The organism is Zavarzinia sp. CC-PAN008 (genome assembly GCF_051903925.1).
GTDB lineage: Bacteria > Pseudomonadota > Alphaproteobacteria > Zavarziniales > Zavarziniaceae.
This window is the reverse complement of record NZ_CP173678.1, coordinates 1,672,432-1,697,652: the sequence shown is the minus strand read 5'-3', so window position 1 is coordinate 1,697,652 and position 25,221 is coordinate 1,672,432. Positions and strand designations below refer to the sequence as shown.

The 25,221-nt window shown below is 70.8% G+C and carries 21 protein-coding genes and 2 tRNA genes; 7 read left to right on the top strand and 16 right to left on the bottom strand.

Annotated elements, in window-relative coordinates:
- Nucleotides 1-55 precede the first annotated feature (55 nt).
- The gene (locus ACI6GS_RS07975; protein WP_439817255.1) at nt 56-1,051 is read right to left on the bottom strand and encodes a Gfo/Idh/MocA family protein; all 996 of its coding nucleotides are present in this window, start codon (nt 1,049-1,051) and stop codon (nt 56-58) included.
- 107 nt (nt 1,052-1,158) lie between these two features.
- Here ACI6GS_RS07975 and ACI6GS_RS07970 point away from each other — a divergent pair, with 107 nt between their 5' ends.
- Entirely contained in the window at nt 1,159-2,628 is a 1,470-nt protein-coding gene (locus ACI6GS_RS07970; RefSeq protein ID WP_439817254.1) for a hypothetical protein, read from the top strand.
- A gap of 19 nt (nt 2,629-2,647) precedes the next feature.
- Here the strand turns inward: ACI6GS_RS07970 and ACI6GS_RS07965 are convergent, their stop codons facing one another.
- The 7 genes from ACI6GS_RS07965 to ACI6GS_RS07935 all read right to left on the bottom strand — a co-directional run bounded on the left by ACI6GS_RS07965 (nt 2,648) and on the right by ACI6GS_RS07935 (nt 8,453).
- Nucleotides 2,648-3,241, bottom strand: coding sequence for a GNAT family N-acetyltransferase (locus tag ACI6GS_RS07965; RefSeq protein ID WP_439817253.1), 594 nt, complete (start codon nt 3,239-3,241; stop codon nt 2,648-2,650).
- Nucleotides 3,238-4,005, bottom strand: a complete 768-nt coding sequence (locus ACI6GS_RS07960; RefSeq protein WP_439817252.1) for a cytidylyltransferase domain-containing protein — start codon at nt 4,003-4,005, stop codon at nt 3,238-3,240. The genes ACI6GS_RS07965 and ACI6GS_RS07960 overlap by 4 nt, the downstream gene beginning before the upstream one ends.
- 4 nt (nt 4,006-4,009) lie before the next feature.
- Nucleotides 4,010-5,011 carry a hypothetical protein gene (locus ACI6GS_RS07955; RefSeq protein ID WP_439817251.1) on the bottom strand — a complete coding sequence of 334 codons (1,002 nt, stop codon included), beginning with the start codon at nt 5,009-5,011 and terminating at the stop codon, nt 4,010-4,012.
- A 59-nt stretch (nt 5,012-5,070) separates the two neighbouring features.
- Complete coding sequence (locus ACI6GS_RS07950) at nt 5,071-6,408, bottom strand: DegT/DnrJ/EryC1/StrS family aminotransferase (RefSeq protein WP_439817250.1); 1,338 nt, start codon at nt 6,406-6,408, stop codon at nt 5,071-5,073.
- Between the two features lie 182 nt (nt 6,409-6,590).
- Nucleotides 6,591-7,016: a hypothetical protein gene (locus tag ACI6GS_RS07945; protein ID WP_439817249.1), complete on the bottom strand. Its 426-nt coding sequence runs from the start codon at nt 7,014-7,016 to the stop codon at nt 6,591-6,593.
- Between the two features lie 4 nt (nt 7,017-7,020).
- Nucleotides 7,021-7,329, bottom strand: coding sequence for a rod-binding protein (locus ACI6GS_RS07940; RefSeq protein WP_439817248.1), 309 nt, complete (start codon nt 7,327-7,329; stop codon nt 7,021-7,023).
- A complete protein-coding gene (locus ACI6GS_RS07935) occupies nt 7,329-8,453 on the bottom strand; it encodes a flagellar basal body P-ring protein FlgI (RefSeq protein ID WP_439817247.1) in 1,125 nt (374 codons plus the stop codon). Before ACI6GS_RS07935 ends, ACI6GS_RS07940 begins: the two co-directional genes overlap by 1 nt.
- A gap of 216 nt (nt 8,454-8,669) precedes the next feature.
- On the opposite strand from ACI6GS_RS07935, the gene ACI6GS_RS07930 reads away from it, so the two are divergent.
- Entirely contained in the window at nt 8,670-9,083 is a 414-nt protein-coding gene (locus ACI6GS_RS07930; protein WP_439817246.1) for a flagellar assembly protein FliX, read from the top strand.
- Nucleotides 9,084-9,165: 82 nt separating this feature from the next.
- Entirely contained in the window at nt 9,166-9,582 is a 417-nt protein-coding gene (gene dksA / locus ACI6GS_RS07925; protein ID WP_439817245.1) for an RNA polymerase-binding protein DksA, read from the top strand.
- A 43-nt stretch (nt 9,583-9,625) separates the two neighbouring features.
- Here the strand turns inward: dksA and ACI6GS_RS07920 are convergent, their stop codons facing one another.
- Nucleotides 9,626-10,435 (bottom strand): SDR family NAD(P)-dependent oxidoreductase, encoded by an 810-nt coding sequence (locus ACI6GS_RS07920; RefSeq protein WP_439817244.1) that lies wholly within the window; start codon nt 10,433-10,435, stop codon nt 9,626-9,628.
- Nucleotides 10,436-10,785: 350 nt separating this feature from the next.
- Here ACI6GS_RS07920 and ACI6GS_RS07915 point away from each other — a divergent pair, with 350 nt between their 5' ends.
- Nucleotides 10,786-14,382: an SLBB domain-containing protein gene (locus ACI6GS_RS07915; protein WP_439817243.1), complete on the top strand. Its 3,597-nt coding sequence runs from the start codon at nt 10,786-10,788 to the stop codon at nt 14,380-14,382.
- Between the two features lie 165 nt (nt 14,383-14,547).
- Here ACI6GS_RS07915 and ACI6GS_RS07910 read toward each other — a convergent pair.
- The 4 genes from ACI6GS_RS07910 to ACI6GS_RS07895 form a co-directional block, all read right to left on the bottom strand.
- Nucleotides 14,548-14,622, bottom strand: a tRNA-Thr gene (locus ACI6GS_RS07910).
- Nucleotides 14,623-14,734: 112 nt separating this feature from the next.
- Nucleotides 14,735-17,356: a bifunctional acetate--CoA ligase family protein/GNAT family N-acetyltransferase gene (locus ACI6GS_RS07905; protein ID WP_439817242.1), complete on the bottom strand. Its 2,622-nt coding sequence runs from the start codon at nt 17,354-17,356 to the stop codon at nt 14,735-14,737.
- A 414-nt stretch (nt 17,357-17,770) separates the two neighbouring features.
- Entirely contained in the window at nt 17,771-18,298 is a 528-nt protein-coding gene (locus ACI6GS_RS07900; RefSeq protein ID WP_439817241.1) for a GNAT family N-acetyltransferase, read from the bottom strand.
- Between the two features lie 10 nt (nt 18,299-18,308).
- Nucleotides 18,309-19,145, bottom strand: coding sequence for an N-formylglutamate amidohydrolase (locus ACI6GS_RS07895; protein WP_439817240.1), 837 nt, complete (start codon nt 19,143-19,145; stop codon nt 18,309-18,311).
- 337 nt (nt 19,146-19,482) lie between these two features.
- Here ACI6GS_RS07895 and ACI6GS_RS07890 point away from each other — a divergent pair.
- Nucleotides 19,483-19,557, top strand: a tRNA-Val gene (locus ACI6GS_RS07890).
- Nucleotides 19,558-19,892: 335 nt separating this feature from the next.
- Nucleotides 19,893-21,623 carry an N-acyl-D-amino-acid deacylase family protein gene (locus tag ACI6GS_RS07885; RefSeq protein WP_439817239.1) on the top strand — a complete coding sequence of 577 codons (1,731 nt, stop codon included), beginning with the start codon at nt 19,893-19,895 and terminating at the stop codon, nt 21,621-21,623.
- A 93-nt stretch (nt 21,624-21,716) separates the two neighbouring features.
- On the opposite strand, the gene ACI6GS_RS07880 is transcribed toward ACI6GS_RS07885, so the two are convergent.
- Nucleotides 21,717-23,132 carry a carotenoid oxygenase family protein gene (locus ACI6GS_RS07880; protein WP_439817238.1) on the bottom strand — a complete coding sequence of 472 codons (1,416 nt, stop codon included), beginning with the start codon at nt 23,130-23,132 and terminating at the stop codon, nt 21,717-21,719.
- A gap of 85 nt (nt 23,133-23,217) precedes the next feature.
- On the opposite strand from ACI6GS_RS07880, the gene ACI6GS_RS07875 reads away from it, so the two are divergent.
- Nucleotides 23,218-23,832, top strand: coding sequence for a TetR/AcrR family transcriptional regulator (locus tag ACI6GS_RS07875; RefSeq protein WP_439817237.1), 615 nt, complete (start codon nt 23,218-23,220; stop codon nt 23,830-23,832).
- Between the two features lie 13 nt (nt 23,833-23,845).
- Here ACI6GS_RS07875 and ACI6GS_RS07870 read toward each other — a convergent pair whose 3' ends face one another.
- Nucleotides 23,846-24,247, bottom strand: coding sequence for a metallopeptidase family protein (locus ACI6GS_RS07870; protein ID WP_439817236.1), 402 nt, complete (start codon nt 24,245-24,247; stop codon nt 23,846-23,848).
- Nucleotides 24,248-24,432: 185 nt separating this feature from the next.
- Complete coding sequence (locus ACI6GS_RS07865) at nt 24,433-25,215, bottom strand: SDR family NAD(P)-dependent oxidoreductase (RefSeq protein WP_439817235.1); 783 nt, start codon at nt 25,213-25,215, stop codon at nt 24,433-24,435.
- Between the last annotated feature and the right edge of the window lie 6 nt (nt 25,216-25,221).

The following is a 25,221-nucleotide window of genomic DNA, read 5'->3' as shown; positions in this document are numbered from 1 at the left end:
GGTGCCTACAGCAACTATAGCTTCAAGCCCTTTCTGCGACTCGTCCGCAGAAATGTCAGGCCGCGGCGCGCAGACGCTCCACCAGGGCCATCACCGCCACGCCGTCGCGCGCGCTGCAGGCCGGCGGCGCACCCTCGACAAGCTGGGTCAGCGCGGCTTCGAACGCTCCCGCCACCATGTGCGGCCGGCTTTCCGCCAGGGCAAGGCCGGTATAGCCGGCATAAAGCGGATGCGGCGCCGCGCGCCACAGCTCGAACACGTCGCCGCCATCGGCCAGCCGCACGCGTCCATGCTCAAAGATCAGGTCCAGCTCGTACAGCGTGAAGGCGCGGTGATCGGTGCCCAGCAGCATGAGGCTGGCGCCATCGGCCCAGTCCAGGCGGGCGTCCAGCGTCGGGTCGTCCAACCGCCCATCGTCGACGCGGCCCAGCAGCTGCACGCGCTGCGGCGCCCCGAACCAGGACAGGATCAGGTCCAGTGCATGGCTTGCATTGTTCGCGACCCCCTTGCCATAGCGCAGGGTGGCGCTACGCCAGGGGCCCAGCTGTCCGCCGCCGACCAGGTCCGCCATGCGCCGGGCCAGTGGGCTGAACCGGCGAAGGTAGTTGAGCGCCAGCCTGGTGCCGTGCGCCTCGGCCAGCGCCGCGATGGCCTCCGCCTCGGCCAGGGTGGGGGCCAGGGGCTTCTCGCACCAGATCCGGCCGATGCCCCGCGCCATGGCAGCCTCAATCACCGGCAGGCGCAGGTCGGGATGGGTCGCCAGGCTGATCCCGTCCAGGGGGCCGTGGTCCAGCAGGGCCCGCCAGTCGGTGAAGCGGGCCGCCACCCCGCGCGCGGCACCGCAGGCCGCCAGTCGCGCGGGATCCCGGTCGCAGATCGCGACCAGACGGACCAAGGGATTGCCGGCAATCGCCCCGGCATGGCTCAGGGCCCGGCCACGCCGCCCTTCGTCCAGGGCGGAGCCGATGGCGCCACAGCCGATCAGGCCCCAGCGCAGCGGCGTCATGGCGGGTTGCGGCGTGGCGCTGGCATGGTCCGCCACTTTCGGCACGGGCCGTGACGGCGTCCACGCTTTTCGCAATCTTGGCCAAACAGCGCTTGCCTGGGGCGCCGTCCCCGGCTGCACTGCCGGCAGTGCAGTCCACGATCCGATGAGCCATGGCCCCGCGTTTCCTGTCGTCGTTCGGCACCGCCCTTGCCGGCCTTTACCTGGCCGCCCAGCCCGCCCTGGCCCAGGAGGCGGCCCTGCCCGAACCGACGTTCACCGCCGCCTGCGGCGCCTATGCCGCCACGATCACCATTCCCGCAAGCGCCGCGCCAGAGGATGAGGACATTCGCGACGGCGATTCGCTGGTCCTGACGCGCGACCGTGCCGTCGTCTGGGCCAGCCGCGACCGTCAGGCGGACGGCGCCCTGCGCTGGACGGTGACGGCGCCGTGCCTGGAGATCCCGGGCGATCCGGCGCGCCTGCTGCTGGCCTATGAATGGTCGGGCGGCGCGCATTGCTGCATCACGCACCATGTCTTTCGGCTGGGGCAGACCCTGGGGCGCACGCATCCCTGGTTCCAGGGCAATGGCGATCCGGTGCCGCTGTTCGTGCTGGACGGGCAATTGCTGGCGCTCGGCTCGGACGATGTCCTGGCCTATTGGGGCGGCTCCTATGCCGGCTCGATCTTCCCGCCCGTGGCCGTCAGCTTCCGCTATGGCCGGCCAACGCTGGAGCGCCGCTGGCAGGTCAGTGCGGAGCCAGGCGGGCCGCCGCCGCTGGCCGCGCGCACGGACATCGTGACCCCGGTCGCACCCTTTGCCGACGAGGGGCCGCTGGCGCCCCTGGCGATCGACCGCATCCTGCCGGAACTGGTGGGCGTGCCCGACCTGCCGCCGACCCTGGGCCTGCCGGCGCTGATCGCGCAACACCGCGACGCCTGGGCCCAGGCCGACCGGACCCGCCCTGCGGATGCGCTGTTCGGCGTGTTCGGCAGCGCGGTCGGCCGCCTGGCCTGGACCGGCCATGCCGAACAGGCCTGGGCCCTGGTCAACCAGGTCCTGGCGCAGGAGGGGACGGAGGTCCAGGCCGCCCGGCAGGAATTCCTGTCGCTGTTCGTCCTGCACGCCATGCGCAGCGTGTTCTGGCGCGACCTTCTGGCGCTGAACGGGCCGGCCCTGGTCACGCCGATCCTGGACGAGGGGGAACAGGCGGTGCTGACCCGCCTGCTCCAGGACCCGACCCGGCTTGTGCCGGCAAGCCAGACCGATCCCAACCAGTTGGACGTCGGCGTCGACCTGGACCTGCAGACCCAGCCGGCGCGGCAGCTGCGCTTCATCGTGACGGTCCGCGACGCGGCGGCGGACCGCACCGACTGGGCAGTGACCGACGCGACCGGCGCCATCATCCGGAACGGCACCGCCGATGGCCGCCTGGTCAAGGTGCGCCGGCCGCCGACGCCGGACGAACTGGCCGATGCCGCGGCCGCGACGGCCGAGGCGGCGAGCGAGCCCGACAGCGACAGCGTCGTGGTCGACTATGACCCCGACGCCCCGGCCCCGCTGCCCCCTGGCGCCACCGAACTGGACTTCTCAACCCCCGATGGACCGGTCCAGGCGGTCGTCATTCCCGCCGCGGGCTGAGCGCGGCCAGCGACCGTGATCAGCCGGTGCGGAACTGGCGCGCGATGAGTGGATCGGCGGGCCAGGCGCGGCTGTGGGCGTCGTAGTCCTGGCGCAGCAGGCTCATGCGCAGGACGTCCCAGTGACGGCCATTGCGATAGACCTCGGCGCGCAGGACGCCTTCCTGTGTGAAGCCGGCCTTCACATAGGATCGCGCCGCGCGCTGGTTGCCCGCATTCACGCCCAGCCAGACCTTGTTCAGGTTCAGGATCTCGAACGCATAGCCGCACAGCAGCTGGCAGATCTCCGTGCCGATGCCCCCGCCCCAATAGCCGCGCTCGCCGATCAGGATGCGGAACTCGGCATGGCGGGGCACCCATTGCAGGCCATGCAGCCCGGCAATGCCGACCGCCCGGCCACTGTCTCGCGCCACGATGGCCAGTTCGATGTCGCCACTGGCCTGCATCGCGTCGAACGCCTGGGCCATCGCGGCCTGGGTCGGCGGCAGTGTCCCCCGCACCAGGTAGCGCACCACCTCCCGGTCCGAAACCCAGGCCGGCATCGCCTCCTCGTAGTCGGCACGGGCGACAGGGCGCAGCACGACGCGCGTGCCTTCGATGAAGGGCGCGGTCATGGGCTTTCCCCGATGCTGGCCTTCCAGGCCTTGTACTCGATGTTCCGGGCGGCCTGGGCGAAGCCGTCGGCCAGGTGAGGCTCATCCCGCAGCAGGGCGACGAGTTCGCCCAGGGACGGCCCGGCGCCCCGCTCCACGAGGCGCCGCACGATGGCGCGGGCGGCCTCCAGGTCGGCCGGATAGTCGACCGTCAGGTGCAGGCTGGACAGGTCCTGCGGCCAGTCCTCGGCGGCGATGCGCACGTCCGGCTGCCGCCGCACCCATTCGAAGGGGAATTCCCGCAGGCGCGGATCGGCCGCGGTTGCCGTGATCAGCCGTTCCAGCAGGTCCAGGCGATAGACCTCGGCATCCAGGCCAGGGGGATAGGTGCGCCGGCCCGGCAGCGCGTTGCAGGCCCAGTCCGCCCGGCCGGACACGACATGGTCGACCAGGATGCCGACCACCGCCGGATCGATCAGCGGGCAGTCGCCCCAGACCCGCACGACGATGCTGGCGCCCAGGGCATGCGCGGCGCCCGCCAGGCGCTCGGCGATGTCGTCGACCGGCCCACGATGACAAGCGATGCCGGCATCGGCGGCGGCCTGCGCCAGGGGATCGTCGCTGCCCTCCGTCGTCGTCGCGATGGCGACGCGGTCCACGCCCGGCGCGCACGCCAGGCGGTCGGCGATGAACAGGGCCATCGGCCGGCCCTCGATCGGGGCCAGCACCTTGTTGGGCAGGCGGCTGGAGCCGCAGCGCGCCTGGACCAGGCCCAGCACGGTCATGGCGTCAGGACTGCGGTTCGAGATGGCGGCGATCCAGGCCCAGGGCCGCGATGAAGCGCGCTGTATGGTCGACCGGGGCCAGCCGCGGCGGGGCCTGGCGGCGGGCCAGCGCGCCGCGCACGGCACCGTCCACCAAGGCGGGGTCGACCACGACCTGGATGCCAGGGCGCCCATCCGTCAGGTCGCTGGGGCGCAGGCGGCCCGGCTGCACGGCGACCACCGGCCGGCCCAGCAGTGCCGCCTCCAGCAGCAGCATGGAATGCATGCCCAGGACAAGGTCGGCCCCGGCGACCAGGGCCAGACGGTCCTGGTCGGTGATGCCGGTGCTCAGCCCCGGCACGACGGGCGCCGCCGGCACCTGCCCGGCGGCGACCTGGATGGGGTGGCGCTTCAGCACCAGGTGAACGCGGGCGTCCAGCCGGCCCAGCGCCTGCGCCGCCAGGTCCAGGGCCTGCGCCTCGTCATAGCCGGCCACGGCGCGGAAGGCGGCGGCATCGGGCACCGGCTCGCAGATCCACGTGGCCAGGAACTCGCGGTCAGCCGGCAGGCAGGCGGCGCGCGCGGCAGCACCGTCCGGCTGGGCCTGGCGCAGCACGTCATAGGCCGGCGTGCCGGCCACGATCACGCGCTCGAACGGGCAGCCCAGGCGCACCATGCGCATCGCCGCCACCTGGTCGACCACGGCGACATAGGCGGGCATGGTGCGAAAGCCGTCGAACCGTTCCGCGTAGTTGGACCATTGCTCCACATGAGCGATGCCGGGGCAGCCATGGTCGCGGGCCCACGCCCACCACGCGCCGTCATCCTCCACCGCCAGCGACGTGCCCGTCAGGATGAAGGCGGGATCGAGGGTTTCCAGCGTGGCGCGGGCATCGGCGAACGAGCGCACGATGTGGGCCGACGCGTCGCCCAGACCGCCACGGGCGGAGGGGTAGGCGAACAGGGCGGCGTCCAGGCGCTGCGCCACCGGCGCCAGGGCGGCGGCGGAACCCGCCTGGCGCACCATGACGACACCGCGCCGCGGCCCGCCGCTGCGTCGCCGCCGGCCACGGGGGGACGGAACGCTCAGGCTGCGACCGGCGTCGGGCATACGGTGTCGCGCAACTCGGCGATGCGGTCCGACACCTTGTGGATCGCGCGCACCAGGTCGTCGATGTCGTCGGGCGTCAGGGGATCGCGGATCAGCGCGCTCAGCATCAGGTCGGACCGCCACGTGCGCTCGGCCACCGGGCACAGGCCCGGCTCATACGAGACGGAGCCCGCCGCCTGGTCGAAGGGAAAGCCGCGGCTGCCCAGCGCCCGGCGCTTCTGATAGACGGGATTGAGGTAGAGCGGCCGGACATAGCCCCCGGTCAGTGCCACATCGTCGCTGGACGCGGGCGGCGGCAATTCGGCGCAGACCGCCTCGATGAAGCGCTGGCGCGGCACGCCGGTCGCCCCTTCGTCATAGCGGATCGGGTAGCAGTACCAGGAATGCTGGCTGTCGGGACGCACCCAGGCGGGCGTCAGGCCCGGCACCCCGGCCAGGCCCTGTGTCAGCCGCGCGGCCAGGGCCTGGCGCTGCGCCACGATGGGCGCCAGGCGATCCAGCTGGGCCAGGCCGATGGCCGCCTGAAGCTCGGTCAGGCGGTAATTGCCGCCGATCAGGTTGGCCGGATCCTCCAGCCCGTGGCTTTCCAGCACATTCTCGCCATGATTGCGGATCAGCTGGCAGCGCTCGGCCAGGACGGGATCGTTCGTCACGATCATGCCGCCTTCGCCGGTATGGATATGCTTGTGATAGTTGAGGCTGAAGCCGCCAAGGCCGTGCCACGCCCCGACCAGGCGGCCGTGCAGGGTGGTGCCCGGCGCCTGCGCCGCATCCTCGATCAGGACCAGGCCATGGCGGCGCGCGATCGCCACCAGGGCGTCCAGGTCAGCCGCGCCGCCGAACAGGTGGGCCACCATGATGGCGCGGGTGCGCGGCGTCACCAGCGCCTCCACCTTCGCCGGGTCCAGGCAGAAGCCATCCGGCTCGATATCGGCGAAGACCGGCACGCCGCCATAGAACAGGATCGACGTGGCGCTGGCCGACATCGTCGTCGGCGTGCAGATCACCTCGTCCCCCGGCTCGATCCCCGCCGCGCCGATGCAGGTCATCAGGCCCGAGGTCCAGGAATTGACGCTGACCGCATGGTCATAGCCGAACAGGTCCGCCCAGGCGCCCTCGAAGGCGCGGACCCGCGGGCCACCCAGGAAATAGGGACCGGGGCCACCGATGAAGGCCGACAGGACGCCGCTGTCCAGCACCGCCATCGCGGCATCGCGCTCGGCGGTCCCCATGGTCCGGCGCGGCGCAAAGGGATGGGAGCGGACCGGCGTGCCGCCCAGCAAGGCCAGTCCCATCATGTGCGGCAGGTCCATGGACGGCGGTCGATGACGTGGCGCATTGCTCGGCCTCCAGGTCGCTTCACGCGTTCCAGCGGAACGCGTGCGGTCCGACAGCGCTCCACCCGCCGGTCAGCACCGGCGACGGAACGCTCGGCCCAAGTCAGCCACCGGAGTGGTTAATACAGCATTTATGGCGCGCCCGCATTCCGCGACGCTCAGATGGTGCGGTTCAACGCGAACGAGGCGCCGCCCGCGTTCGCCGTGCGCACGGTGCCGTTGCGGCCATAGCCCAGCACCGGCTGGCTGCGGGTGACGACCTCGCGGCCGATGGCCTGGATCACGCCGTCGGTCACCTGGGTCAGCGCCTTCAGCTTGCGGCCCTGCTCGGCCAGCAGCTCGGTGAAGCGCAGGGTCAGCGACTTCAACTCGGCCGCAACGCCCGGCTCGCGAACCAGCGGTGTGCGGTCCTGCTTCAGGGCCTGGGTCTCGCGCTGGTAGATCGCGGCCAGCTTGGCCTTCTCCTCGATCAGCGGCTGCAGGTCGCGCGGCCGGCGCTGGCTCATCATTTCCAGTTCGCGGTTGAGAAGGTCGATCAGCCGCTTCGTCAGCGTGACCAGGTCGCTCAGGCTCAGGGTCATCATGGGCTCAGGCCTCCTGCATCGTCATCATCGCGCGCGCAACCGGCACCGCCAGGCCCAGCCCACCGCGCTGCGTCATCTCCTTGGCGTAGGAATCGAGCAGCATCGAGCGGAAGGCCTGCTCCCCCGGCCCGCCGCCGGTCAGGCCGTCGGTCGCGATCCCGTCCCACATCGGGGCCAGCATCTGGCCCAGCATCATCTGCTCGAACTCCACGGCCGCCTTTTGCACCTTGGGCGGAAAGGGCTGCAGCGAGGTGCCCATGTACTGGGCGGGAATGACCTTGGGGGCGCTGAGGCCCAGCGTGCCGGCAACCATCACATCACCTGGATTTCGGCCTGAAGGGCACCGGCCGCCTTGATCGCCTCGAGGATCGAGATCATGTCGCGCGGGCCGATGCCCAGCGCATTGAGCGCGTCGACCAGGTCGCCCAGACTGACCCCCGGCCGCAGCACCGCCAGCTTGCGGTCGCCGTCCTCGCTCACCTGGACGTCGGTGCGCGGCACCACGGTCGTCTGGCCGTCCGAGAACGGCGCCGGCTGCGACACCTGGGGCGTCTCGGTCACCCGGATCGTCAGGTTGCCCTGCGCGATCGCCACTTCGCTGATGCGGACGTCGGCGCCCATAACGATGATGCCCGACGTCTCGTCGATGGTGACGCGGGCCATCTGGTCCGGGTTGACCTGCAACTGCTCGACCGCCGTCACCAGGCCCACCAGGTTGCCGGCATAGGACGGCGGCACCTGCATCTGCACGGTCGATGGGTCCAGGGCGGCCGCGATCGGCGTCCGGGCAAAGGCATTGATCGCCTGCGCGATGCGGGTGGCGGTCGTGAAATCGGGATTGCGCAGGTTGATCTTCAAGGCTGTCTGGTCAGCGAAGACGAAACCGGTCTCCCGCTCGATCGTGGCCCCGGCAGAAATGCGGCCCGTGGTCGGCACGCCGCGCGTGACGCTGGAGGCCGCGCCCTGTGCCTTGAACCCGGCGACGGAGATCGCTCCTTGCGCCACGGCATAGACCTCGCCATCCGCGCCCAGCAGCGGCGTCACCAGCAGGGTCCCGCCCAGCAGGTTGCTGGCGTCGCCCAGGGTCGAGACCGAGACGTCGATGCGGGCCCCCTGGCGGCCAAAGGCGGGCAGGCTGGCCGTGACCATGACCGCCGCCACGTTGTCGGTCTTCATCGCGGTGCCGCGCACGGCGACGCCCAGGCGCTCCAGCATCGCTTCCAGGCTCTGCTTGGTGAAGGGGGCGTTGCGCAGCGAATCGCCCGTGCCGTCAAGGCCTACCACCAGGCCATAGCCGACCAGCTGGTTCTCGCGCACGCTCTCGAAATCGGCGATGTCCTTGATGCGCGACAGGGCGGCCGCCGGACGCGCCAGGGCCAGGCATAGCGGCAGGGCCAGAAGCAGGGCGACCAGGGCCAGGCGAGAACTGAGACGCATCGCAACCACCGTTCCGTTGGGCTTGGCCGCACCGTTCTGGCGGGCCTGATCCTCGGCCGGGGTCAGCAAGGTGCGTGCCAGCGGTGGCGGGCCAGGGTTTCCGGGCTCCTTGGACACGGCGGGGGTCCCGGCGGGGACAATGGCCCGGCAAGGCTGGCCCCCTGCCCGGCAGAAATTTCCCCCAGGTCCGCCCTGCATTTGCGCTATGGTCTGGGCATGAAGGTCGAAGGTCCCGGGCGAGTCGCCGGTCCCCAGCCCAACCGCAAGGCGGGCAAGGCAGCCGACGGCGACAAGTTCACGATCGAGCAGCAGGCGGACGAACCGGCCACGGCCGGGGTCACCGGCGCACGCGCGCCGGTTGGACTGAACGCGCTCATCGGCCTTCAGGAAGTGCCGGACCCGCGCACCCGCCGCGCCCGCACCCTGCGCGAGGCGGACGACCTTCTCGACCGGCTTGAGGAATTGCGGCACGGGCTGCTGCTGGGCCATATCCCGCAGGAGCGGCTGCAGCAGTTGCTGGCCACGATCAGCCGCCGGCGCGAGGCGATCGACGATCCGCGCCTGGCCGAACTGATGGACGATATCGTGCTGCGCGCGTCGGTCGAGCTGGCAAAGCTTGGAATCGGCTGATATTCGCCTTGAAGGCTTTGGTTTCGTTGAGTAATGTCCGCGCCGTCTTCGGGACTGGGATAGGCGTGTCGGGGATGGTTGGATGACAACAGTGCTTCAGTCCCCCTACCGGCCGTCAGATGACGAGCCGTTCATGAACCCTCGCCAGCTTGAGTATTTCAGGCAGAAGCTGCTGGCCTGGCGTGAGGAGATCCTGAAGGAGAGCCAGGAAACCCTGGTCCACCTGCAGGAAGATACGATTCAGGAGCCCGATATCGCCGACCGCGCGTCGACCGAATCGGAACGCGCACTGGAACTCCGCACCCGGGACCGCCAGCGCAAGTTGATCGGCAAGATCGACTCGGCCCTGCGGCGGATCCAGGACGGCTCCTATGGCTATTGCGAGGAGACGGGCGAGCCGATCAGCCTGAAGCGGCTGGACGCGCGACCGATCGCCACGCTCTCGATCGAAGCGCAGGAGCGGCACGAGCGCCGCGAACGCACCTACCGCGAGGAATAGGCCGCGAGGAATAGGCCCTGCCGGCGGGCTGCGCCGCGCGGCCTCAGCCGCCGCAGAGCAGGCCGCCGTCGACGACCAGTTCCGCGCCGGTGACATAGCTCGCCTCGTCCGAGATCAGGAACAGGCAGGCCTTGGCGATCTCCTCCGGCTGCCCCACGCGGGCCATGGGGATCCGCCGCAGGAATGCGGCCAGCGGCTTGTCCGGGCCCGCCCCCTTGCCCAGAACCTCCATCGTCGCGTCCAGTGCCGGTGTCTGGATCGTTCCGGGCGTCACCACGTTGACCCGGATGCCCTGCGGCGCCAGTTCCGCCGCGGCCGAGCGGCTGGTTGAGATCATCGCCGCCTTGGCCGCGGCGTAACCGATATTGCCGGGCGCCGGGCCATGGGCGGCGGCGCTGGACAGGTTGACGATGGCGCCACCGGCGTCCATCGCCGGAACGGCCGCCTTCATGCCCAGGAAGACCCCGGTGGAGGTCACGGCGAAACTGCGCTCCCAGCCCTTCTGGGTCATGCTGGCGAACGTGCCGGCGCGTCCGGAATAGGTGGCATTGACCAGGCCGTCCAGGCGGCCGCCCTCCCGCACCGCCAGGGCGACCGCTTGGTTCCACGACTCCTCCACACCCGCGTCCAGGGACGCGTGGCAGGCGCGCCCGCCGGCGGCGCGGATGGCCTCGACAAGGGCGGTGCTGCGCTCGAGCGCCGGATCGCCGCAGACGACCAGGGCCCCCTCGGCCGCGAAGACCGTGCAGATCGCGCTGCCGATGCCGCCCGCGCCGCCCGCCACCAGGACGGTGCGCCCCGCCAGCCGACCGCGGCCGCCGCCGGCCGCCGGACCCGTGCTCACCTGCGCCATTGCCTCATCCTCATCATTCTACCGTTCGGTCGGTATATGATATTCCGCGTGATGTGGGCCATGTCAACTTGGCGGGCGCCGGGCGAGAGCGGTTTCACTCGCAGCCGCGCGCATGCTAAATGCGAGGCCTGGACACGACGTCCGAAGGGCCCGCCGAAGTGGCCCGGCGGCTGGTCGCCCGGCGCCCGGCCCGCGTTGCCATGGCCGGCGGGGACGGTCCGGGACAGAGTTATTGGGCAGGCGCCGGTGCCGGGGGGCTCCGCCAGTCGAGGGGTTGCTGCGTGGCAAGATTCGGGTTCGGATTCATCGCTGCCCTGGCCGGTGCGGGGTTGCCTCCGGCAGCGCGCCGCATGCGCAACCTGGCGGCCGGCCTGCTGGCCGTGGCAGGCGCAACACTGGCCGCAGCGCCCGCGCAGGCCCAGTCCGCCAGCGACCTGATCCCGCCCGACCTGATGCGCATGCTGGAGTCGCGGGGTACGCCCTCGCTGCCCGGTTCCGGCAGCGCCGGCGGCACGCTGTCGCCCTCGACCACGACGATCGACCCGGTCATGCCGTCGCTGCGGCGTCCGCCGTCGCGCCTGGAGCAGCAGTATTCGCAGCGTGCCGGCCAGCAGCTGCTGCTGTTCGGCTATGACGCGTTCGGCGTTGCCCGGCCCCTGACCGACGTGGTCAGCGGCGGCGTGCAGGACAGCTACGTGCTGGGCATCGGCGACGCGCTGGTGGTCAACCTGCGCGGCGAGCAGAGCGCCCGGCTGGACGTCACGGTCGACCGCGAGGGCAATGTCGTGCTGCCCGACCTGGCGCCGATCCCCGCCGCGGGCCGCTCCTTCGGCGAGTTCCGCCAGGCGCTGGCCGACGAAGTGGCGCGCATCCGCCAGGGCGCCACGGCCTATGTCTCGCTGAGCCAGACGCGCCAGCTGAGCCTTCTGGTCCTGGGGGCCGTCGCCTCCCCCGGCACGATCCGGCCCACGGCCTTTGCCTCCGTTGTCGATGCCCTGGCGCTGGCCGGCGGCATCCTGCCGGAGGGGACCTTGCGCAACATCGCCATCGCGCGCGGCCAGTCGGTGGTCCCGGTCGACCTCTATGGCCTGCTGGCCGCGACGAGCGATCCCGTGCCCCTGGGACTGGTGGAGGGCGACCGCATCGTGGTGCCGCCCATCGGCGCAACCGTCGCCGTGGCAGGCGAGGTGAAGCGTCCCGGCATCTATGAGCTTGCTCCGGGCCAGGACTCGATGACCCTGGGCAGCCTGGTGGAGATGGCCGGCGGGGGCCTGACCCGCAGCCGCTACCGCTACGAGGTCCTGCGCATCCGCGGCGACGGCCGCACCGAGCTGCAGCGCATCGGCAGCCTGGACGAGGCGATCCTGCGCGATGGCGAGATCCTGTTCGTGCGGCCCTCCGTCGACGACACGGTCAGCCGCGTCACCCTGGTCGGCGCGGTCAAGATCCCGGGCGAGTACTCGCTGGCCTCCTCTCGCTCCATGCGCGGCCTGATCCGCGACCTGCGCGACCTGGATGCCAACCCGTACCTGCCCATGGCCGTGATCGAACGGCCGGACCCGGCAACGGGCGTGGGGCGCTACATCCCCGTGGACCTGCGCGCGGTGTTTTCTGGCGGTGCCAATGTCACGCTGAAGGATCGTGACCGCGTCATCGTCCTGTCGCTGGCCGATGTCGAGTTCCTGAGCTCGCGCATGGTGCTTGAAGCGCTGCAGCTGAAGGGGGCGCAGCCCAACCACCTGGCGCAGGAGGTCCAGACCAACCTGGCGCTGCAACGCGCCCGCGAATCGGGCCTGCTGCAGGGCGGCGCCGATGTCGACCTGGCGCTGGGGGCTGGCAGCCTGGCCGGACAGTCCCTGGCCCAGGGCCAAGCGCAGGGGCAAGGGCAAGGGCAGGCGACCAGCCAGACCCCCGGCATCGATGCCTATGGCCGCCTGGTGGGCGTCGCCCCATCCCTGACCGACAGCACGGTGTCGGGTGTGGGCTCCACGATCCTGAACCAGCAGTCCTCGCTCGAGGACCAGCGGGCCATCGGCGCCCTGGGCCCGGTGGCACCCTCGGCCCTGTCGCCGGCCGCCGCCGCCTGCCAGGGCGTCGCGTTCCTGGCGCGCAATGTCCGCAGCCGGCCGCAGGGCAGCCTGGACATGGGCCAGCTGGCGGTCGCCGCCAGCAGCCTGGGCCAGATCGACCTGCCCTGCCCCACGATCTTCATGCAGCAGCCCGCGCTGCTGACCTACCTGATGGAGCACTCGGTCCTGGTGCGCGGTGCCGTGCTGCGTCCCGGCATCTACCCCATCGCCAGCGAAGCTGCGGTCCAGGGCGCGGTCGAGATTGCCCGCGGCGGCGTCGCCGCCGGCGGCGCGGCGGGAGTCGAGGTGTTGGAGGCCGGCGGCCGCAACATGTCGCTGGCCAGCGTGGACCCCAGCGGGGTCGTCCATGTCGTGCAGGAATCGGTGACGCTGGTGGGCAGCGTGCTCTATCCCGGCTCGCGCCCCCTGCAATCGGCGCAGACCGTGCGGGCGCTGATCGGCGATCCGCGCCTGTTGAAGGAGGGCACCTACCTGCCGCTGGGCCTGCTGCTGCGCCGCAGCGCCGCCGGCGACCGGTCGGTGACGCCGATCCCGCTGGGTCGCGTGCTCAGCGGCCGGGTCGACTTCCGCCTGCAACCCGGCGACATCGTCAAGATCTTCAATGGCGAGGAAGTCCGCGCCCTGCTCTCGACGCAGGCCGCCGGCGCCGGGACGACGGGTGGCCAGGTCATGGCCTCGGCCGACGCCGCGGGCGCCATGGCCGTGGGGCCGATGGCGGGTGCTGGGGGCGGTCCCCTGGGCGGCGGGCCGGGGGGTGGGGGCGATGGCGGGGTGACGCCGGGCGACCTGGTCGACCCCCTGGTCCTGGGCGGCATCCTGGCCAGCTATGCCGTCGAGATCTCGGGCGAGGTCCGCCTGCCTGGGCGCTATCCCCTGGTGCCCGGCACCAGCGTGGACGAACTGGTCCAGGCGGCGGGCGGCTTTGCCGCCTCGGCCGACCTGGCGCGGGTCGAAGTGACGCGCTTCGTGCGCGATCCGCAGACCAACACGCTGGAAAGCCGGCGCGAACTGATCGACTTCCGGCCCGGCGGGCTGGAGCGTATCCTGCTGTCGTCCTCCGACCTTGTCATGGTGCCGGCGGTGGCGACCGACCGCGGCGCCGGCTCGATCGAGATCGCGGGCGAGGTGGTGCGGCCCGGGCGCTTCAGCTTCGTGCGCGGCGAGCGGCTGTCGTCCGTCCTGGCCCGCGCCGGCGGCCTGACCGACGTTGCCTATCCCTATGGCGCGGTCTTCCAGCGCCGCTCGGCCCAGCAGTTCGAGCGCCAGGCGCGCGAGCGCTCGGCCCAGGACATCAACCGTTCCCTGGCCCAGGCGATGACCGAGTCGAGCGCCCGGAGCAAGGACCAGCAATTGTCGCCCGAGCAGATCAACGTCGTGCGCAACCTGGCCAACGACCTGCGCCAGGCGCCGGTGCTGGGACGCATCGTGGTCGAGGTCGACCCCCGCGTCCTGGCGGCGCGCCCCGACCTCGACATCCTCGTCGAGGAGGGGGACACCGTCTTCATCCCCCGCCGGCCGACCAACGTCACCGTCTCGGGCGAGGTGCTGAACGCGGGCTCGCTGCCGTTCCGGCCCGAATGGGCGGTCGACGACTATATCGAGGCAGCGGGCGGCCTGAACCGCTCGGCCGACGACGGCCGCATCTTCATCCTGATGCCGAACGGTCTGGCGCGGCCCGAGAACCGCTCGATGTGGAGCACCTCGTCCGTGCCGATCCCGCCGGGCGCCACGATCATCGTGCCGCTGGATCCGGCGCCGTTCGACTTCCTGCAGTCGGTGCGCGACGTCAGCACGGTCCTCGGCCAGATCGCGGTGACCGCTGCCTCGCTCAGCGTGATCTCGACCCGCGGCGACTAGGGCGCTGGTCCCTGCCCCGGCGCCATGCGCGCCGGGGCAGCCGACGCAAAGACGGGCTTCGCGACAGCGCCGGATGCGCAGTCGCCCTGGGCAAAGCCCGGACGCGGCACGACTGTCTGCGCCATTGCAATGATTGGGGAACACGGCCCGCCTTCAGCGGGCTGATGGTGCTGCCGGACAGGATTGAACTGTCGACCTCTCCCTTACCAAGGGAGTGCTCTACCACTGAGCTACGGCAGCGCCGGGACCGGGTGGGGCGTCAGACGCCGCCGGTTCGGACAGGCGGCGGAAACTGCCATAGGCGGCAGGCCATGGCAAGCGCCGCGGCGCGCCCGAATGTCACGGCCGGGCCTCAGCCCCCGGCCGGGCCGGGGAAGCTGAGCGAGACATGGCACAGCGAGGGATCCTCCACGTCGCCCACGATCCGGAAGCCCAGTTCCTCCGCCAGCTTCAGCATGCCCGTGTTCTCGCGCAGGACCTCGCCATACACCTCGCGGATGCCGCGCGCCTTCGCATAGTCCAGGATCTTCTGCATCAGCAGCGTGCCCAGGCCGCGTCCCGCCATGTCGCTGCGCACCAGCACGGCATATTCCGCCCGCTCGTTGTCGGGATCGGCCACGATGCGGACCGACCCCAGCCATTCCGCCTGGCCCGGCAGGCCGTCACGTACCACGACCAGCGCCATCTCGCGGTCATAGTCGATCTGGGTCAGGCGGGCGGCGAGGCGCAGCGACAGCTCCTTCATCGCCGAGAAGAAGCGCAGGCGCACATGCTCCGGCTTGACCTTGGCAAAGCCGGCATTCATCGCCGTGGCATCCTCGGGCACGATCGGGCGCAGCAGCGCGCGGCTGCCGTCGGCAAGCTGGATCTCCTCCTCCAGCTCCTTGGGATAGGGGCGGATCGCCAGGCGGCGGCCGCGCGGCAGGCGCGGCGGCGCCAGGCGAATGCGGGCGTCCAGCACGATCACGCCGTGCTCGTCGACCAGCAGGGGATTGACCTCCAGCTCCGCGATCTCGGGCAGGTCGGTGACCATCTGCGCCACCTTGACCAGGGTCAGCGCGACCTGCTGCAGGTCCGCCTCCGGCTTGCCCGGATAGGCGGCCAGCAGGCGGGCCACGCGCGTCTGGGCGATGCAGTCGCGCGCCAGCATCATGTTGAGCGGCGGCAGGCACAGCGCCCGGTCGCCGATCACCTCCACCGCCGTGCCGCCATGGCCAAAGACGATGGCGGGACCGAACACGGGATCGTCGATCATGCCCACCAGGCATTCGACGCCGTTGGCGCGCTCGACCATCGGCTCGACCGTGAAGCCCTCCAGCACGGCCTCCGGCGCGTTGGCGGCGACCCGCTTCAGCATGTCGCGTGCCGCCCGGCGCACCTCGAACGGGCCCACCAGGCCCAGCGCCACGCCGCCACTCGCCCGCTTGTGCATGACGTCCCGGCTGCGGATCTTCAGCGCCACCGGCCGGCCCAGGCGCGCCTGCTCGCGCGCCGCCGCGTCCGCATTGCGCACGGCGGCGACCGGGTTGGTCGGGATGCGGTAGCAGTCCAGCAGCGCCGTGGCATCCGCCCCGCCCAGCCAGGTGCGTCCCTGGGCCATGGCCTCCGCCACCAGGGCCTGGGCCGCGTGCAGGTCAGGCGCGAACGCCTCTGGAATCGACGGCGGCGCCTGCAGCAGCAGATCCTGCGCCCGCCGGTGTGCCGCCAGGTGGAGAAAGCCGCGCACCGACTCGGTCGGCGTCTCGAAGCTGGGAATGCCCCGGGCGGCGAAGCGGGCGCGTGCCTCCCCCGAACTTGCGGCGCCAAGCCAGCAGGTCAGCAGGCGCGGATGACGCACGCCCTCCCACGCCGCGATGATCGCCTCCGCCGCGTCCGTCGGCTGCGCCAGGAGCGAGGGCGCATTGAGCACCAGCACGGCATCCACCCCGCGGTCGGCCGCAACCAGGCGCGCGGCCTGGGCATAAAGCGCGGGCGTCGCATCGTTGCCCAGGTCGACCGGGTTGGTCGTGCCCCGCATGCCCGGCAGGGCCGCCAGCGCAGCCTGCGTCGCCTGGGACAGCGCGGCCAGGGTGCCGCCCAGGCTCAGCAGGGCATCCGCGGCCAGCACGCCCGTCCCGCCGCCATTGGACAGAATGGCCAGGCGGTTTCCAGCCGGCGCCGGGCCCAGCGCCACCGTCCCCAGCGATTCCAGCAGCTCGGCCATGTTGCGCACCTGCAGGATGCCGGCCCGTTGCAAGGCGGCGTCGAAGACGGCGGCATGGCCCACCATGCGCCGGCTGTGCGTGGCGGCGGCGGCCAGGGCCTGGCCGTCGCGGCCTGCCTTGATCGCCACCACCGGCTTCACCCGCGCGGCGGCGCGGGCGGCCGACATGAACTTGCGGGCCGGATCGGCCGCGTGCAGGTGCAGGAGGATGACGTCGGTCGCGCGGTCGACGGCCAGCCAGTCAAGCACGTCGCCGATGTCCACATCCAGGCTCTCGCCCAGGGCCAGCGCGGTCGAAAAGCCGATGCCGCGCGCCTCCGCCCAGTCCAGGACTGAACCGAGTACCGAATTGGCCTGCACGACCAGGGCGACCCGCCCCTTGCGCACCGGCCGACCCAACAGCGAGACCTCCAGCCCCGCGGCCGGCACCATCAGGCCCAGGCTGTTGGGGCCCAGCAGCCGCACCAGGTTGGGCCGTGCCGCGTCGAGCAGGGCCTGGCGCAGGCCCTCCGCCCCCTCGATCGCGGGCGCCTGTTCCGACAACAGCATGACGCCGCGCGTCCCGGCCGCGCCCAGGGCGGCGATCTCGCCCGGCGCCGCCTCCAGGCTGGTGCTCAGGACGGCAAGGTCGGGCGCGGTCGCCAGGTCGCCGGCGCGGGCCGCGCGGGGCCCCTGGAAGCGCTGCGCCACGGCATCGCCGACCAGGGTCGGCGGGCCGATCAGGGCGGCGCTGCGGGGCCGGAACAGGCCGTCGAGGTTGCGTACCGTCATGCCATGGACCTGGGGCGAGCGAACCGGGCCGCCGATCCTGCCACAGCTGGACGCGGATACGAGCCCCGCCGTCCGCCCCATCGCGTGCAACGTGTTGCGCGCTGCACCATGACGATTCCTCAGCGGAACGCGGAGACACGCTCCACATCCCATTGCCGCGACAGGCGGTCTCAGATTTCACAGGCAAAGTGTTGAAACTGCTATCTTCTGTCGCAGGATCGCGGGGACGCGAAAAAACCGCTTGGCAATTTTGCGCCGCGGCGGCTAATTTTGCAGCGCGGCAACGTTGCTGTTTCAGTGATGGTGCCGCTGCCCTTCCTGGGCGTTTCCTCCCTAGACTTGGGCCGCTTGCAAAAGCGGCCCCTTTTTTTGCCCGCGCAGGCACAGCGGGTTCGGGAGGGAGAGGCTGCCGGTTCAGGCGCCCCGGCGCAGCGTCTTCTGCATGAAGACCGTGTCCAGCCAGCGACCGCGCTTCAGCCCGACATTGCGCAAGGTGCCCACGGGCACGAAGCCCAGCGCCGCGTGCAGGCGGATCGAGCCGAGATTGCCGGAGTCGCCGATCACCGCGATCACTTCGGCCAGGCCCTGGCGCTCCAGCTGCTCCAGCAGCGCGGCGAGCAGGCGGCGGCCGACACCCCGGCCCATCGCGTCCGGCGCCATGTAAATCGAATCCTCGACCGTGAAGCGGTAGGCGCTGCGCGCGCGATAGGGCGCGGCATAGGCATAGCCCAGGACGCGGCCCGCAGCCTCCGCCACCAGCCAGGGCATGCCGGCTGCGGCCACGGCCGCCAGGCGGCGCGCCATCTCGGCCTCGTCCGGCGGCTCCTCCTCGAACGAGCCGAAGCCCTCGCGCACGTGATGGCCATAGATCGCGGCCAGTGCCGGCACGTCCTGCGGCCCGGCCGGCCGGATCGACGCACCCTCTGCCGTCGCCCCGCTCACGCCAACGCCGTCACGGTCGCAGTGCGGCCAGGGTCAGGCCGCCCAGATCCTCCACCAGGTGGCGCATGTCGGCCGCAAGGCCGGGCAGCCCGCCAGAGCGCTCGATGCGCTCCTCGTCCATGTAGAGCGCGCGGTTGACCTCGATCTGCAGGGCATGGACCCCCTCGCCAGGCCGGCCGTAATTGTGGGTGATGTAGCCCCCGGCATAGGGATCGTTGCGCGCCACGGCGTAACCCATGGCCCGCAGGCAGGCCGCGGCCCGCTCCATCAGCGCCGGCGCGCACGATGCGCCCCAGCGGTCGCCCAGGACCATGTCGGGCCGGCCCAGCCCCGCATCGCGCTCGGCCGGCCCTGCGACCGACGGCATGGAATGGCAATCGATCAGGACGGCAAAGCCGAAGGCAGCGCGCGTCTCGGCGAGCAGGCCGGCCAGCGCCTCGTGATAGGGCCTGTAGCATTGCCCGATGCGGCTCTCCGCCTCGGCAAAGCTCAGCTTGGTGCGATAGATCTCGGCACCATCCGCGACCACGCGGGCGATCGTGCCCAGACCGCCGGCCACGCGGATCGAGCGTGTGTTGGCATGGGTCGGCAGGCTGTCCGCGAACATGCCGGGGTCCAGCTCATAGGGCTCGCGATTGGGATCCAGGTAGGCGCGCGGGAACAGCGCCCGCAACAGGGGCGCCCCGCATGCCGGCGCGGCGCCGAACACCTCGTCCACGAAGCTGTCCTCCGACCGGCGCAGGGTCAGGGGATCGAGCTTGGACGCGGCCAGGAAGGCTGCCGGATAGTCCGTCCCGCTATGGGGCGAGGAATAGACAAAGGGCAGCGTCTGGCACGCCGGCCGCACGATCTCCAATGGCGGCGTGGCCGGCCAGGGCGAGGCCGCGTCGCCGGCCGGCGGGGCGGCGGCCCTGCTGCCGGATGGGGTGCCGGCGCGGGACGCCGGGCCGTTTCTTCCTGGATTTTGGGGCCGGGCGGACAAGGACTTGGGCGATTTCTGGACGGTGTCGAGACAGAAGAACAAGGATAGCACGACCTTTGCCGGGGGAATGAAGTCCCGCGTCGGCGCCGCCGTCTCCTCCCTTACCACATGCGCTGCCGCGTCGCGGGGGCCGCTCCGTTTCCCGCAACAATCGGGGTTGCGCGGCGGTGCGATCTGCCCTAATTCTCCCGGCCTGCGACCCGGGCGCGTAGCTCAGTGGGAGAGCACCACGTTGACATCGTGGGGGTCGCTGGTTCAATCCCAGCCGCGCCCACCATCCAGCCCCGCAGAAACCCTGGGGTTTCGCCTATGGCTGGATGGTGACAGAGCCCCGAAGGGCATCGCAGGACTTACATCCGAATCGTGCGGCCGGTGACGTCGAGCGGACGCTCGCGCCCCGTTCCTCCATCGTCTTCCGTCCCCGTTCTCGCATCCGCATACCGCCGGTATTGTGCCGGAACAGGTGATGGAGGATAGTCGTGGGGAATGCGCACGGGTGGTCCGCACCGCGCGACCCGTGTGCTGCCATCGCCGGTGCGCAGTTCCGGCGATGACGATCAACAAGAAGCGGACGTGCTGCTTCCGGCAGCGGAGGAGAGCGATTTGGAACACTTGGCTGATCTGGTCATCCGGGGCGGGACCATTTTCGACGGCACTGGCGGGGAACCGTTCGTGGCCGATATCGCGATCACGGGCGGCCGGATCGTCACCGTGGGCACCGTGAGCGGCACCGGCCGCGAGGAGATCGACGCGACCGGCAAGATGGTGACGCCCGGTTTCATCGACGTGCACACCCACTATGACGGCCAGCTGATCTGGGCGAGCCACATGTCGCCCTCGTCGGCGCACGGCGTGACCACGGTCGTCACCGGCAATTGCGGAGTGGGCTTTGCCCCCTGCCGGCCAGAGGATCACACGCGCCTGATCAAGCTGCTCGAAGGCGTGGAGGACATGCCCGAGATCGTGCTGGCCGACGGCCTGACCTGGGACTGGGAGACGTTCCCGGAATTCATCCAGGCGCTGAAGCGGCGCAAGCACGATATCGACTTCGCCGTGCAGCTGCCGCACGCAGCGCTACGCATGTATGTCATGGGCGAGCGGGCGGTCGACATGGAGGTGGCGACGGACGAGGACATGGCGCAGATGCGCGCCATCGCCAAGGAGGCGATCCAGGCTGGCGCCATCGGCCTCGGCACCTCGCGCAACATCTTCCACACCACGCTCGACGGCGTGGTGATCCCGACCGCCCACACGCCGGAGCCCGAGCTGCGCGCCATCGCCGAGGGCATGGCCGAAGGCGGCGGCGGCGTGATCCAGGCCATCCTGAACATCGAGCATCCCAAGCCCGACCTGGAGATGTTCCACAACGTCGCGACCCATACCGGCTCGCCCCTCTCGTTCAGCCTGCTCCAGACCTCGTTCGACAAGAACAACTGGAAGGAGATCCTGGAGACGGTGCGCGTCGCCAATGACGGCAACGGGCCGCGCGTCACCGCGCAGGTCTTTGCCCGGCCGGTCGGCGTCCTGCTGGGGCTCGACGCTTCCTACAACCCGTTTTCGGCCCATCCGGCCTATTGCGCGATCGCCGACCTGCCGCTGGCAGAGCGGGTGGCCGAGATGCGCAAGCCCGAGGTGCGCGCCGCCATCATCGCCGACACGGCCGAGCCGCGGGGCATGTTCGTCTATGCCATCGCCCGCCGGTTCGAGACGATCTACGCGCTTGGCGCCACGCCCAACTACGAGCCGGACCCGGCCAACAGCGTGGCCGCCCTGGCGGCGGCGCGCGGCGTGAGCCCGGACGAGGTCGTCTATGACATGCTGCTGGAGCAGGACGGCCACGCCCTGCTGCTGCAGACGGCCGCCAATTTCGAGGAGAACAACCTCGACGCCGTGCACGGCATGCTGACGCATCCGCATTCCGTGCCGGCGCTGGGCGATGGCGGCGCGCACTACGGCATGATCTGCGATTCGACCTACACCACCTTCATGCTGACCTATTGGGGCCGCGACCGGCAGGCGGCGCGCATCGCCCTGCCCGAGATCATCGGCAAGATGACGGCAAAGCCCGCCGCCATGCTGGGCTTCACCGACCGCGGCCGCATCGCCGAGGGGCTGAAGGCCGACCTGAACGTGATCGACTTCGACAAGCTGACCCTGCATGTGCCGCGCATGGTGCGCGACCTGCCGTCGAACGGCCGGCGCCTGACCCAGGATGCCGACGGCTATGTCGCGACGATCGTCAGCGGCGAGGTGATCATGCGCAACGGCCAGCCGACCGGCGCCCTGCCCGGCCGCATGGTCGAGCGCCCGTCGCGCGGCGCACGCGCGCTCGCCGCGGAGTAACCCGACCGGGGCGGGCGGCGACCTTGGCTCGCCGCCCACTCGCACGATCCGGCTTCCGTCCGTCCATCGCTCGGTGACGGCCCGGCTCAGTTTTCAGGCCTGGACCCAATGGCCGTGGAAGGCGGGGGTCACGTAGCCGGGGAACCAGGCCCGGGCCAGTGGTCCCGCGGCCAGATTGCGCCCATCGAGCACGAGCACCAGTCCGGCGTCGCGTCCGACGTCATGAGCCAGAACGAGGACGACACCGTCCGCTTCGTCGCCCGCGGCGGCGCCCGGACGGGGGACGAAGACCGGCTCCGACGCCCATTGGCCGGGCGCCATCGGATAGGTGTCGATCCGGCCCGATTCGGGGTCCAGCGCGAGGATTGCCCCCATGTCGCCGCGCGTCAGCCAGATCCGGGCATAGCGCTGGCCCTCCACCTGGGGATGGACACGCGGGAACTCGCAGCCGCCGTCGTGGATCGCGGCACTGCGGAACGTCCCACGCCGGGGGTCGAGGATCGCCCGGTGACAGCGAGCGTCCTGGAACGGGCGCGAGCTGTCGGCGCCGCACAACTCGCGGATGGGGGCGTCGTCCTGGAAGCGCACATAGTCGACCACGATCTCGCTGCCACGCTCCTGGGCATTGGCGAAATGCCATTGGAAGAATGGCTCGACCGTAAAGCGCCGGGCTGCTGCGGGATCTGCCAGCGGCATGACCAGGACGTCCGTCCCCTCCCGCGGGCACCAGTCGAACAGCCGGTCAAAACCACCCACCTGCAGCATGTGCCGAACGAGGTTCAGGCGCAGCGGCGAGATGAAGATGACCAGATGGTGCTGCGTCGCGATGAAGTCGTGGATCAGCGGCGCATAGGGCAGCTCGATCGTATGCAGGCGCCGAGCCGGCCCGTCATCCGGCAGGGCATAGACCGTGAGTCGCGTCTTGGCCCCATAGTCCAGGCCGATATTGAACGTCGTGCGCAGGGCTGCAACGCGATGGGGATGCGCGCTGAAGTTCCCGCCGACGACGCCATCCAGATCGGACTGGCCCATCGTCGCCAGGTCGTCGGTCGCCATCTCGATCGCTGGCCCGCCCTCGTTGAGGGCGAACAGTCGCCCCTGCCAGGGCAGGACGCTGGTATTAGCCGTGACCTTGCCACCGCCGCCATGGGCGTCCCGCAGCCGGCGCAGCCAGGGTGCCGCATCGCCATGCCGGATGCGGCCGGCGCGCAGTTCCGCCTCCAGCTCCGGCGTTCGCACGATCCGCGCAGCGCCGAAGGCACGGCCGCCTGCGATCCGCAGGGCGGTGATGACGCCATCGCCATCGAATGGGTGGGCATAGGGCCGGCCGGCAATGTCGAAGACCCCTGGTCCATTGCGATAGAGCGTGCCCGCCAGCCAATCCGGCAAGCGACCCTCGACCTCCAACGGCTCGAAGCCATGCTCCCGCGGCAGGGAGCGGCGGAAGAGGTCGCGTGTATAGTCGGTCAAAGCGTCGTTGGACTGCGGATCCAGAACGGCCGGGGCCATGGCGGCACCTCCATGTGATCAATGATCACATTTGGTAGACGGCCGGCCAGCCTACGGCAAGACAAATGTGAGCATCGATCACATAATGACAGCACAGACACCCAAGCGGGCCTATCACCACGGCGACCTGGAACGAACCCTGGTCGCCGCGGCGCTCGAGGTGATCGCGGACAGGGGGCTTGAGGATTTCACCCTGCGTGACATCGCGCGCCGGGTCGGCGTGGCACCGTCGGCGCCCTATCGTCACTTTCCCGACAAGGACGCCCTGCTGGCAGCGGTTGCGGCCGAATGCGCCGAACGCCTGGGCGCAGCGATGGACAAGGCCGCGACGCAGGCGGGGTCCGACATGATGGCGCGGTTTCGCGCCGCGGGGATCGCCTATGTGCGGTTCGCCGTCGAAAACCCGGCTTATTTCCGGGTCATGACGCTGCCCACCATCGCCCGACGGGACGCCATGAGCACGGGGGTCGGGGAATGGATGGCGACGCAGATGGCGGAACTTCAGGCCGCACAGGGGGCCGGCGCCCTGGCGCCCTATCCTGCCGAGGTCATCCTTCTGGCGACGCGGGCCATGACCTATGGCCTCGCCCGCCTGATCGTCGACGACCAGGACGGGCTGGGCGGCATGGATGCGGACCGGGCCGCCGCCGTGGCCGAGCAGGTCACCGAGGTGCTGGGCCTGGGCCTGCTGCCGCGCTGAGCGCCGGACTGCCTCAGTCGGCGTCCTCGATCGCCTCCATGTCCTCGTCCGAAAGGCCAAGGTGGTGGCCGATCTCGTGGATCAGGACGTGGCGCACGATGTCGCCGATGGCCTCCCCCGTCTCGCACCAGTAGTCGAGGATGGGGCGGCGATAGAGATAGACCCGGTCCAGGTCATGGGCCACGTCGGACACGCTCTTGCGGTCGATCGAGACGCCCTTGTAGAGGCCCAGCAGGTCGAACTCGCTCTCCAGGCCCATGTCCTCGATCACGTCGTCCTCGGGAAAGTCCTCAATCCGGATCAGGACGCCCTTCACCCGGTCGCGGAACACCGCGGGCAGGTCGGCGAAGACGGTCCTGGCCAGCGCTTCCAGGTCGGCAAGGCTGGGCGCCTCCATGTCCGGGGTCAGGGTCATTGCGTGGTCCTCGAATCCTGTCGCTGGCCGGCCGCCCGAGTGCCGGGCGGCAGCGGCACGGTTTAGCACTCAACCCCCTGCATGTCGTGGCCTGCCGCCCATTCCGCCAGCCCCGGAAACGCAAACGGGACGGCCCCCGGTCAGGGGCCGTCCCGCCTTCACCGCAGGTCTGCGACGTGCAGCGACTACTTCGGGGCCATGCGGATGGCGCCGTCCAGGCGGATCGTCTCGCCGTTCAGCATGTCGTTCTCGACGATCTGCCGGGCCAGCTGCGCGTACTCGGACGGCTTGCCCAGACGGGCCGGGAACGGCACCTGCGCGCCCAGGGCGCGACGCACGTTCTCGGGCGCGCCAGCCAGCAGCGGCGTGTCGAACAGGCCGGGCAGGATGGTGCAGCAGCGGACACCGTCACGCGACAGGTCGCGGGCGATGGGCAGCGTCATGCCGACCACGCCGTTCTTCGACGCGGAATAAGCCGCCTGGCCGATCTGGCCGTCCTGGGCCGCGACCGAGCCCGTGTTGATGATGACGCCGCGCAGGCCGTCTTCGCTGACCGGGTCCAGCGCGATCATGCCGGCCGCCGACTTGGCGATGCAGCGGAAGGTGCCCACCAGGTTGATCTGGATGATGCGGTCGAAGCGGTCGGTCGGGTGCGGCACGATCTCGCCCGTCGCCTTGTCGCGCGACGCGGTCTTGACCGCGATGCCGGTGCCGGCGCAGTTGACCAGGACGCGCTCCTGGCCGGCGAGTTCGCGCGCGCGCTTGAAGCCCGCGTCGACGCTTGCCTCGTCGGTGACGTTGACCTCGCAGAAGACGCCGCCCAGCTCGGCCGCCAGCTTCTCGCCCTTGTCCTTCTGCAGGTCGAACAGCACGACCTTGGCGCCGTGCTTCACGAACTCGCGGGCGGTGGCTTCGCCCAGGCCCGACGCGCCGCCGGTGATGATTGCGGTAATGCCCTTGAGGTCCATGGTGCT